Genomic DNA, 10,737 nt, shown 5'->3' with positions numbered 1-10,737 from the left:
AAGCCACCCACTCAAGGATCGCCAAGATCACTCAAAACACTTCCAAAACCGATACAATTGTCAAAGAACAACACCAAACCAGCCCGAGCAACCTCAGGTGAGGCTACACACACCGATCCGGTGAAACCGCCTTCGTCGGCGGGGCATTGAACTTAGGACCAGTGGTCCATCGGGTCAAGCCCCATCGCCGTCGGCGTGGCCGGGGAGATACCCCCCTCGCCCTCGCCTGTCAAATGGGTGCAACAAGGTTTCATGCATTGCAGAAATTGCATGGCTCAGGCCCTTGACCCGGCAGGATCCGCAAATCCCGACTCCACAACCGCATTGACCCCGGCCCCTCACGCGCTCATGCGCTCTACCCAAGAAAAACAGTCATGCCAGGAGTCCACAGACACATGCCGTCCAGGCTGGCCCTTGCCCTGCTCTGCGCCCTGCCATTCCTCATGCCGGTCCTGGCCGCAGCAGAGGACACGCCAGCCCCCGCCGCCGCGCAGTCCGCCGAGCAACCGCAACAGCGTCTCATCATCGTCCGCCCCGGCGATACCCTGGCCCGCCTCCTTGATGGTGCGGGGATCGACGATGCCGAGGCCCACGCCGCCCTCTCCCGCCTCGCCACCCTTTTCCCGCCGAGCGGCCTCCGCCCCGGCGACGAGGTCGCGCTCCGCCTCGCCCCCGAGCCGGCCTCGAGCCTGCTCGAGATCGAGGTCGAGCCAAGCCCGGGCCGCACCATCCGCGCGATCCGCCAACCGGACGGCAGCTGGAAGGCCGAGGAGACGCTCGCCCCCCGCACCCGCTTCCTCGTCCGCGCCGAAGGCAGCGTCAGCGGCGGGCTCTTTCCCGCCATGACGGAGGCAGGGGTTCCACCAGGCCTCGCCCTCTCCCTGATCCGCATTCTGGGCCACCAGGTCGATTTCCAGCGGGACCTGCAGCCCGGCGACCGCTTCTCGATCCTGTTCGAACGATTCCGCGATAGCGAGGGGGACATCCTCGGCCATGGCCAGGTGCTGAAGGCCGAACTCCGGCTGTCCGGACGCCGGCTCGCCATCTGGCGGCACAGGGATCGCCGCGGGTCGGTCGACTGGTACGACCAGAACGGCCAGAGCCTCCGCCGCGCCTTCCTCCGCACACCGCTCGACGGCGCACGCATCAGTTCGCGCTTCGGCATGCGCAACCATCCGATCCTCGGCTACACGGGCATGCATCGCGGCATCGACTTCGCCGCCCCGACCGGCACACCGGTCTATGCGGCCGCCGACGGCGTCGTCGCCTTCGCCGGTGTCTCCGGCGGCTATGGGCGCATCGTGCGGCTGCGCCATGCCGGAAATGTCGAGACGCGCTACGCGCACCTCTCGCGCTTCGGACGCGGCATCACGCCCGGCCGTCGCGTCCGCCAGGGGGACGTGATCGGCGCCGTCGGCTCGACCGGCCTCTCCACCGGCCCACACCTGCACTACGAAACGCTCGTCGCGGGGCGCCACGTCAATCCGGCGCGCCACATCGAACGTACGATCCGCCTCGCCGGCGCGGACCTGACCGCCTTCCGCGCGCGGCAACGCGACCTCGACCGCACGGCCAGCCGGATCGGCGCGCGCGACGAAATCGCACTCGCCGCCGAGTGACCCCGGCGGCGAGCCTCGCGCGTATCAGGCCGCCTCGGCCAACTCCGGGCGCAGTTCGAGCCCGTCCGGGGATGCGGTGACGCGCACCGTATCCCCGTCGCCGATGCTGCCTTCCAGCAGCAGCCCGGCCAGCCGGTCCTGCAGGTTGCGCTGGATGACGCGCTTGAGCGGCCGCGCCCCGTAGACCGGATCGTAGCCCGCTTCGGCAAGCCACTCGCGCGCCGCGGCATCGAGTTCGAGCCGCACCTTGCGATCCTCCAGCAGCTTGAGCAGGCCGATCAGCTGGATATCCACGATCGAGGCCATGTCCCCGCGCGCGAGGCGCCGGAACAGCACGATCTCATCCAGCCTGTTCAGGAATTCCGGCCGGAACCGGTCGCGCACCGCGCGCATCACCGCCGGCCGCGCCGCATCGATCTCGGCAGTCTCCGGCAGCTCCGCGATCGCCTGGCTGCCGAGGTTGGAGGTCAGCACGATGATCGTGTTGCGGAAATCGACCGTGCGCCCCTGCCCGTCCGTCAGCCGGCCGTCGTCGAGCACCTGCAGCAGCACGTTGAAGACGTCGTCATGCGCCTTCTCGACCTCGTCGAACAGGATCACCTGGTAGGGCCTGCGCCGCACCGACTCCGTCAGCGCCCCACCTTCCTCGTAGCCCACATAGCCGGGCGGTGCGCCGATCAGGCGGGAGACTGCGTGCTTCTCCATGTACTCCGACATGTCGATGCGCGTCATTGCGCGCTCGTCGTCGAACAGGAACTGCGCCAGCGCCTTCACGAGCTCCGTCTTGCCCACGCCCGTGGGCCCGAGGAACAGGAAGGACCCGATAGGCCGGTTGGGATCCTGCAGCCCCGCCCGAGCGCGGCGCACGGCCTTGGAGACGGCTTCGAGCGCCTCCTCCTGCCCCACGACGCGGCGGCGCAAGGCATCCTCCATCCGCAGCAGCTTCGCCCGCTCGCCCTCCAGCATCTTCTCGACCGGCACGCCGGTCCAGCGGCTGACAACGGCGGCGATCCCCTCCTCGGTCACCGCCTCGTTCACCAGGCGCGCATCACTGTCGCCCGCCTCGGCGAGCTTCTTCTCCAGCTGGGGAATGAGGGCGTACAGAAGCTCGGACGCCTTCGTCAGGTCGCCCGCGCGCTGCGCCAGCTCGACCTCGGTGCGCGCCTTGTCCAGCTGCTCCTTGATCTTCTGGCTCTCGACGACCTTGCCCTTCTCGGCCTCCCAGCGCTGCGTCATCTCGCGCGACCGCTCCTCGAGGTCGGCGAGTTCCTTCTCGAGCTTCAGCAGCCGGTCGCGCGAGGCCGCGTCCGTCTCCTTCCGCAGCGCCTCCCGCTCGATCTTGAGCCGCATGAGGTCGCGGTCGATCGCGTCCAGTTCCTCGGGCTTGCTGTCCACCTGCATGCGCAGCCGGGACGAGGCCTCGTCCATCAGGTCGATCGCCTTGTCGGGCAGGAAGCGGTCGGTGATGTAGCGGTTGGACAGCGTCGCGGCCGCGACCAGCGCGCCGTCTGTGATCCGCACGCCGTGATGCAGCTCGTACTTCTCCTTGATGCCGCGCAGGATCGAAATCGTGTCCTCCACGCTCGGCTCGCCGACAAACACGGGCTGGAAGCGCCGAGCGAGCGCCGCATCCTTCTCGACATGCTTGCGGTATTCGTCGAGCGTCGTGGCACCCACGCAGTGCAGCTCACCCCGCGCAAGCGCCGGCTTGATCAGGTTAGACGCGTCCATCGCGCCATCCGCCTTGCCCGCGCCGACCAGCGTGTGCATCTCGTCGATGAAGAGGATGACCTCGCCGGCCGCCTTCTCCACCTCGGCCAGCACGCCCTTCAGCCGCTCCTCGAACTCGCCGCGATACTTCGCGCCGGCGACCATCGCGCCGAGGTCGAGCGCCATGACCTTCTTGTTCTTCAGCGCCTCCGGCACGTCGCCCTTGACGATGCGCAGCGCCAGACCCTCGACGATCGCCGTCTTGCCCACGCCGGGCTCGCCGATCAGCACGGGGTTGTTCTTGGTCCGGCGCGCCAGCACCTGGATCGAGCGCCGGATTTCCTCGTCCCGCCCGATGACGGGGTCGAGCTTGCCCTGCCGCGCCGCCTCGGTGATGTCGCGGGCGTATTTCTTCAGCGCGTCGAAGGATTCCTCGGCGTTCTGGCTGTTGACGGTGCGGCCCTTGCGCAGGTCCGCGACCGCCTTCTCGAGCCGCTGCGCATCGGCCCCGCCATCGCGGAAGGCGCGGCCCGCCTCGCCCTCGCTCGCCGCGAGCGCCACCAGCAACCGGTCCTGGGCGACGAAGGCGTCGCCCGCGCGCGCCGCCTGCTGCTGCGCCGCGTCCAGCACGCGCACGATGTCCGGGGTGAATTGCGGCTGCCCCGCGCCGCCGCCCGAGACCTTCGGCTGGCGCGCGAGTGCCGCTTCCAGCGCCTGCTTCACGCGCGCCGGGTCGGCCCCGGCGGCGCGCAGCAGGCCGCTCGCAGCCCCTTCGGAATCATCCAGCAATGCCTTGGCGAGATGCGCCGGCGTCACCTGCTGGTGGTATTCGCGGATCGCGATGGTCTGTGCGGCCTGCAGGAACCCGCGGGCCCTGTCGGTGAACTTCTCGATGTCCATGTGTCCCTCTCCGGAGCGGACTGGCGTGACCGCCCCCAGATGGGCGACGGGCGTGCCGGTGATGCCACGGCATGTGGTAAGCCTCCTTGATCTGCTTCAAGGGGCCGCCATGCGCATTGAAAGCATCTACCGCTACCCGGTGAAGGGCCTGACCGCGGAGGCGCTGGAGGACGTCGCGCTGACCCCAGGCGCGACGCTGCCGGAGGACCGCCGTTTCGCCCTGGCGCAGGGCGATTCCGCCTTCGACCCGGCTTCCCCCCATTGGCTGCCCAAGCGCAACTTTGGCTGCCTGATGGCCAATGCCCGACTGGCACTGGTCCATTCCGCCTATGATTCGCGGACCGGCGACCTGGCGCTGCGCTTCCCCGGCGAACCGATCTTCGTCGCGAGCACGCGCACCGACGACGGCCGCGCCGCCATCGCCGCGCGGCTCGCCGCCTTCATGGGGGAGGACGCCCGTGGCGCGCCCCGCTTCGTCGAGGCGCCGGGCCATTCCTTCTCCGACGTCGCGAAGAAGGTCGTCTCCATCATCGGCCTCACCAGCCTGCACGCGCTGGAACAGGCGGCGGGCGCCGCGCTCGACCCGCTGCGTTTCCGCGCCAATGTCTATGTCTCGGGGGGAAAGCCCTGGGCGGAATTCGACTGGATCGGGCAGGAGATCCAGCTCGGCCAGGCGCGGCTGCGCGTCGTCAAGCGCATCGTCCGCTGCCCGGCGACGGAGGTGAACCCGGAGACCGGGGAGCGTGACGCGGAACCGCCGCGCTGGCTGCGGACGCATTTCGGCCATGCCGACCTCGGCGTCTATGCCGAGGTGCTGGAAGGCGGGCGCATCGCGGCGGGCGACGCGCTGGAAGTGCTGGGGTAGCCAGCCGCGCGCGCCGCCGGACGGGGGCCGCGCGGAGGGCCCGGGTCAGACGGGCTCGCGCGCCTCGCCGGCAGGCTCGGGGGAGATCGTCTCCGCCTCGCCGACATCGCCGCCCTGCCCGTTCATGTCGGACTGGTCGCCGCCCTCGCCATCGCCCTGCTCATTCGACTGGAACCGGCGCTGCTGCTGCTGTTGGTGCTGCGCAGCGGCCTGGTTCATGGCGTTGAGGATGCGGAAATAGTGCTCGGCGTGCTGGAAGTAGGATTCCGCCATCACGCGGTCGCCGCCGCTGGTCGCGTCGCGCCCGAGCTGCAGATACTTCTCGAACAATTGCTGCGACGTCCCGCGCAGCCGCATGTCGGGCCCGCTCGAATCGAAGACGTGGTTCCGGTTGAGCGGCTGGCGGTCACCGCCGCCACCCCCGCCAGTACCGCCGCCGCTATGCCGGAACTGCCCGCCGCCGTGGCGATGATTGCCGCGGCCGCGCATGCGCTTCATGTTCATTGTGTCGTGTTTCGCTGTTCGCACCCGTCCCGCCCCGGAGCGAGGCCGGGCCCTTGGGCCCGCCACGCGCGGTCAGCGCTCGGCATGGTTTCGACCTAGCGGTCCTGGCCGGGATTGCGGGCCGCGCCCGCGATTTGTCCGACCGATCCGGAGGGGCACCTTCCCGCTCCCGACCGCTGGCCTACCCTACCCGCGCCCCGGCGGGGCGCCAAACGGTTTTTTCGGGCAGGGCTCACGCCGCGAACACAAGCGCGCGTTCGATCCCCCCCAGATCCGCCCGCGCGCCGAGCGCCACCAGGCCCTGGTCACGCGCCAGCGCCTCGACCGCGTCGCGCTGGCCCTGGCCGATCTCCAGCACCGCACGTCCGCCAGGGGCCAGGAGCGCCGGCAAGGCCGCCACGATCGCGCGATAGGCGTCGAGCCCGTCCGCCCCCCCATCCAGCGCGAGCCGCGGTTCATGCCGCGCCACCTCCGGCATCAGCCGCGCGATCTCCGCGCCGGGGATATAGGGGGGATTCGAGAGCACCAGGTCGAAGCGCCCGGCGAGCGACTCCGCCCAGCGGCCGGCCAGGAAGGCCGCACGGCCGGCGAGCCCGTTCGTCGCCGCGTTGCGCGCCGCGAGCGCCGCCGCGGCCGGGGCGAGGTCCACCCCCACCCCGAAGGCCCGCGGGCATTCGGACAGGATCGCGAGCAGCAGCGCCCCCGTGCCCGTGCCGAGGTCGAGCACGCGGTGGACCGCATTCAGGTCCGTGAAGGCCGCGAGCGCCGCCTCGACGACAGCTTCCGAATCCGCGCGCGGCACCAGGGTCGCGGCGGAGACCTCGAGGTCGAGCGTCCAGAACCCCGCCCGGCCGAGGATCAGCGCCAACGGTTCCCGCGCCGCGCGACGGGCCAGCATCGCGCCAAAGGCGGCGACAGCGGCGGCGGGGACCGGCGCGCGCGCATCGCGCAACAGCGCTTCCTCGGTGCAGCCCATGGCGTGGGAGAGAAGCCGGCGCGCCTCGAGCCGCGGCGCATCGAGCCCCGCCGCGCGCAGCACCTGCCCCGCCTGGCAGAGAAAGGCGCCGACCGACCCGCCGGGATCGGCGCAGCCGCTCATGCCGCGTCGGCGGCCAGCCGCGCCGCCTGGTCCTCGGCGGTCAGGGCGTCGATGATGTCGTCGAGTTCGCCCAGCATGACGCGGTCGATCTTGTGCAGCGTCAGGCCGATGCGGTGGTCGGTCACGCGCCCCTGCGGGAAGTTGTACGTGCGGATGCGCTCGGAACGGTCCCCGGTGCCGACCTGCGACTTGCGGTCTGCGGCCCGCGCGCTGTCGGCCGCGCTGCGCTGCGCGTCATACAGCCGCGCGCGCAGCACCTTCATCGCCTTGGCGCGGTTCTTGTGCTGCGACTTCTCCTCCTGCATCGCCACCACGATGCCGGTGGGCAGGTGGGTGATGCGCACCGCGCTGTCGGTCTTGTTCACATGCTGCCCGCCGGCGCCGGAGGCGCGGTAGGTGTCGATCCGCAGGTCGCCTTCGTTGACCTGGACCTCCACCTCCTCGGCCTCGGGCAGCACGGCGACGGTGACGGTGGAGGTGTGGATGCGCCCCTGCGTCTCGGTCGCCGGCACGCGCTGCACCCGGTGCACGCCGCTTTCGTATTTCAGCCGGGCGAAGACGCCGCGGCCGTTGATCTCCGCCGTCGCGCCCTTGATGCCGCCAAGGTCGCTCTCGTCGTAGTCGAGCAGCTCGAAGCGCCAGCCGCGCGCTTCCGCGTATCGCTGGTAGGCGCGAAACAGCTCGGCCGCGAACAGCCCTGCCTCGTCGCCGCCGGCGGCGGGGCGGACTTCCAGGATGGCGCTGCGCTCATCGGCCGAATCGCGGGGCAGCAGCAGGATGCGGATCTCGCGCTCCAGCGCCGGGACGCGCTCCTTCTGCTCGAGCCATTCGGCCTCGGCCAGGTCGCGCATCTCGGGGTCCGCCATCAATGCCGCAGCTTCGTCCCGCGCGCGTTCGGCCGCCCGCAGCTCGTTGACCTTCGCGACGAGAGGATCGAGTTCGGACAGTTCCTTCGACAGCGCGCCGATGTCGGCGCCGGGGGCGGTCGAGAGGATGTGGCGCAGTTCCTCGGCGCGGGCGAGCAGCCGATCCAGGCGCGCGGGCAGGCTCATGCGAGCCGCCCCGGCACCTCCGCCAGTGGCACCTTCTCCTGCGTGCCGGCGTCGAGGTCGCGCAGTTGCGCAACACCGGCCGCGATCTCCTCATCCCCGAGGATCACCGCGGCGCGCGCGCCGATGCGGTTGGCGCGCTCCATCCGCCGCTTGAGGTTGCCGCGATAGCCGATCTCGGCCGTCACGCCGGCGCGGCGCAGCGCCTGCAGCAGGTCGAGCGCCGGGGCCTCCGCCGCCTCGCCCACGGGAATGACGGCGACCGGGCGCGGGGCCGGCGGCGCCTCGGGCAGCAGCATCGCCAGCCGCTCCACCCCTGCCGCCCAGCCGACGCAGGGGGTGGGCGGGCCGCCCATCTCCTCGACCAGGCCGTTGTAGCGCCCGCCACCCATCACCGTGCCCTGCGCGCCGAGCTGGTCAGTCACGAACTCGAAGGCCGTGTGGCTGTAGTAGTCGAGGCCGCGCACGATCCGCGGGTTCTCCCGGAACGGCACGCCGAAGCGATCCAGGTGCCGCCGGACCGATCCATAGAACTCCGCCGCCTCGGGTGTCAGATGCGCGGCGATGGTCGGCGCACCGGCGACGATGGCGCGATCCGTCTCGTCCTTGCTGTCGAGGATGCGCAGCGGGTTCTTCTCGAGCCTGACCCGGCTGTCATGGCTCAGCGCGTCCCGGTGCGCGGAGAAATAGGCGATGAGCGCGGCGCGGTAGGCGTCCCGCGACGGCGTGTCGCCGAGCGTGTTGATCTCGAGCACCGTCGCGGCCGCGACGCCGAGCTCCTGCAGGATATGCCAGCCGCAGGCGATCACCTCGGCATCCGAAAGCGGCTCGGCCGCGCCCATCACCTCGATGTCGATCTGGTGGAACTGGCGGTAGCGCCCCTTCTGCGGCCGTTCGTAGCGGAACATCGGGCCCGTGTAGAACACCTTCCGCGGCAGGTTCGACTGGGTGAGGCCGTTGCTCACCAGCGCGCGGCACAGCCCGGCCGTCGCCTCCGGCCGCAGCGTGACGGATTCCCCGCCCCGGTCGGTGAAGGTGTACATCTCCTTCGAGACGACGTCCGAGGTATCGCCCAGCCCGCGGGAGAAGACGCGCGTATCCTCGAAGATCGGCGTCGCCCACTCCTCGAAGCCGTAAAGGGCGCTGATGCGCCGCGCCGTCTCGGCCACCTTGTGGTGGCGGCGGAAGTCCTCGCCGATCAGGTCGCGCGTGCCGCGGGCGGGCTGCAGGGCTGTCATTCTGTGGTTCCGGTCGTCCGGCTCAGGGCCGGCGTCGCTGCTGCTGTTGCTGTGCCGCCTGCGGCGCGCGGGGGATGCGGAGCAGTTCCTCCCGCGCCTGGTTCCCGACCCGCGCCGCGGCGACGAGCGCCCGCCTGTACGTCTCCGCGTCGCCGTCGTCCAGACAGTCCGCCGCCTGGCCGACATCCACCAGGCCGCGCAGCCGGCCGCTCCACTGGTCGAGCCAGGCGAGCAGGACCATCGCCTGCGGCCGCGCATCCGGCTCGAAGCCGGCGGACAGCGCGCTCGCATGCTGGCGAACCACGAGCGACGCCTCCATCGCGCGCGCATTGATCTCCCCGCATCCGACCGCGCCGCTCCCTCCCGTGGCCGGCGAGTCGCCGATGATCTCCATCTGCGCCGCGGCGGGGGTTGCGGCGGCAAGGCCGAGAAGCAGAGGCACCGCCGCCCGGAAGCGCCCGGGCCGCCGCCTCATTCCGCCGCCGCCCGCGCCGCCTCTTCCTGCGCGGCGCGCGCCTCGGCAGCCAGGGTCTCGGCCTTCGCGGTCACCAGCCCGACGATGTGCTCGACCATCTCCTCGGTGCGGACCGTGTGATCGGTCTTGCCGGCGGCATAGACCATGTGCGTCCCCGCGCCGCCGCCGGTCAGGCCGATGTCCGTCATCAGCGCCTCGCCCGGCCCGTTCACCACGCAGCCGATGATCGACAGCGTGATCGGCTGCTGGATGTGCGCCAGCCGCTCCTCCAGCTTCTCGACCGTGCGGATCACGTCGAAGCCCTGCCGTGCGCAGGACGGGCAGGAAATGATCTTCACCCCACGATGGCGCAGATGCAGCGACTTCAGCATCTCCCAACCGACAGAGACCTCCTCCTCCGGCTCGGCCGAGAGCGAGACCCGCAGCGTGTCCCCGATCCCGGCCCAGAGCAGCGAGCCGAGCCCGATCGCGCTCTTGACCGTCCCTGCCCGCTTGCCCCCGGCCTCGGTGATGCCGATGTGCAGCGGGTGGTTGCAGGCCTCGGCCAGCTGCTGGTAGGCCGCGACGGCGAGGAAGACGTCGGACGCCTTCACGCTGATCTTGAACTCCTCGAAGCCTTCCTGGAGCAGGTGGTCGGCGTGCCAGAGCGCGCTTTCGACCAGCGCCTCAGGGTTGGGCTCGCCGTACTTCTCCAGCAGATGCTTCTCGAGGCTGCCTGCATTCACGCCGATGCGGATCGAGCAGCCATGGTCGCGGGCGGCCTTCACCACCTCCTTGACCCGCTCCTTCGAGCCGATGTTGCCGGGGTTGATGCGCAGGCAGGCCGCCCCCGCCTCCGCCGCCTCGATGGCGCGGCGGTAGTGGAAATGGATGTCGGCGACGATCGGAACGTTCACCTCGCGCACGATCTCGGCGAGCGCGGCGGTCGCCTCCTCCGTCGGGCAGGAGACGCGGACGATGTCGGCCCCGGCCAGCTCGCAGCGACGGATCTGCTCGATCGTCGCCTGGGCGTCCTCGGTCGGCGTGTTGGTCATGGTCTGGACCGAGATCGGCGCATCGCCGCCGACACGGACCTTGCCCACCCCGATCTCGCGGGACTTGCGTCGAAGGATCTGCTGGTAGGGGCGGTAGGACATGCGCGGTTCCTGGAGGCGAGGCCGTCTGGCGCGCCCAATATGGCGGCCGGGCGGCCGCTCCGGAAGCCGTCGTCGCCCCGGAACCTTCCGTCAGGGCCGCGGGGCGGGCGCCGGGGCGGGCGCGACCGGCCGGGGCGCGGCG

At 70.9% G+C, this 10,737-nt stretch carries 9 protein-coding genes; 2 read left to right on the top strand and 7 right to left on the bottom strand.

What is annotated here, in order from left to right; all coding sequences use genetic code 11:
- Positions 1–395 precede the first annotated feature (395 nt).
- A complete protein-coding gene (locus HW577_RS13175) occupies positions 396–1,619 on the top strand; it encodes a M23 family metallopeptidase (protein WP_198376596.1) in 1,224 nt (407 codons plus the stop codon).
- 24 nt (positions 1,620–1,643) lie between these two features.
- Here HW577_RS13175 and clpB read toward each other — a convergent pair whose 3' ends face one another.
- Positions 1,644–4,229: an ATP-dependent chaperone ClpB gene (gene clpB, locus HW577_RS13170; protein ID WP_198376595.1), complete on the bottom strand. Its 2,586-nt coding sequence runs from the start codon at positions 4,227–4,229 to the stop codon at positions 1,644–1,646.
- A gap of 109 nt (positions 4,230–4,338) precedes the next feature.
- On the opposite strand from clpB, the gene HW577_RS13165 reads away from it, so the two are divergent.
- The gene (locus HW577_RS13165; protein WP_198376594.1) at positions 4,339–5,094 is read left to right on the top strand and encodes an MOSC domain-containing protein; all 756 of its coding nucleotides are present in this window, start codon (positions 4,339–4,341) and stop codon (positions 5,092–5,094) included.
- 45 nt (positions 5,095–5,139) lie between these two features.
- Here HW577_RS13165 and HW577_RS13160 read toward each other — a convergent pair whose 3' ends face one another.
- From HW577_RS13160 to ispG, 6 genes are all read right to left on the bottom strand, one after another.
- A complete protein-coding gene (locus HW577_RS13160; RefSeq protein WP_198376593.1) occupies positions 5,140–5,598 on the bottom strand; it encodes a DUF4167 domain-containing protein in 459 nt (152 codons plus the stop codon).
- A gap of 232 nt (positions 5,599–5,830) precedes the next feature.
- Positions 5,831–6,697, bottom strand: coding sequence for a peptide chain release factor N(5)-glutamine methyltransferase (gene prmC / locus HW577_RS13155; RefSeq protein WP_198376592.1), 867 nt, complete (start codon positions 6,695–6,697; stop codon positions 5,831–5,833).
- Positions 6,694–7,749: a peptide chain release factor 1 gene (prfA, locus tag HW577_RS13150; protein ID WP_198376591.1), complete on the bottom strand. Its 1,056-nt coding sequence runs from the start codon at positions 7,747–7,749 to the stop codon at positions 6,694–6,696. The genes prmC and prfA overlap by 4 nt, the downstream gene beginning before the upstream one ends.
- Positions 7,746–8,984 carry a histidine--tRNA ligase gene (gene hisS / locus HW577_RS13145; RefSeq protein WP_198376590.1) on the bottom strand — a complete coding sequence of 413 codons (1,239 nt, stop codon included), beginning with the start codon at positions 8,982–8,984 and terminating at the stop codon, positions 7,746–7,748. Before hisS ends, prfA begins: the two co-directional genes overlap by 4 nt.
- 22 nt (positions 8,985–9,006) lie before the next feature.
- Positions 9,007–9,459, bottom strand: coding sequence for a hypothetical protein (locus tag HW577_RS13140; RefSeq protein WP_198376589.1), 453 nt, complete (start codon positions 9,457–9,459; stop codon positions 9,007–9,009).
- A complete protein-coding gene (gene ispG, locus HW577_RS13135) occupies positions 9,456–10,595 on the bottom strand; it encodes a flavodoxin-dependent (E)-4-hydroxy-3-methylbut-2-enyl-diphosphate synthase (RefSeq protein WP_198376588.1) in 1,140 nt (379 codons plus the stop codon). The genes HW577_RS13140 and ispG overlap by 4 nt, the downstream gene beginning before the upstream one ends.
- Positions 10,596–10,737 lie beyond the last annotated feature (142 nt).

The organism is Neoroseomonas rubea, from assembly GCF_016106015.1.
GTDB lineage: Bacteria > Pseudomonadota > Alphaproteobacteria > Acetobacterales > Acetobacteraceae > Neoroseomonas > Neoroseomonas rubea.
The sequence above is the reverse complement of the archived record's forward strand: the minus strand, read 5'-3'. Positions and strand labels throughout refer to the sequence as shown.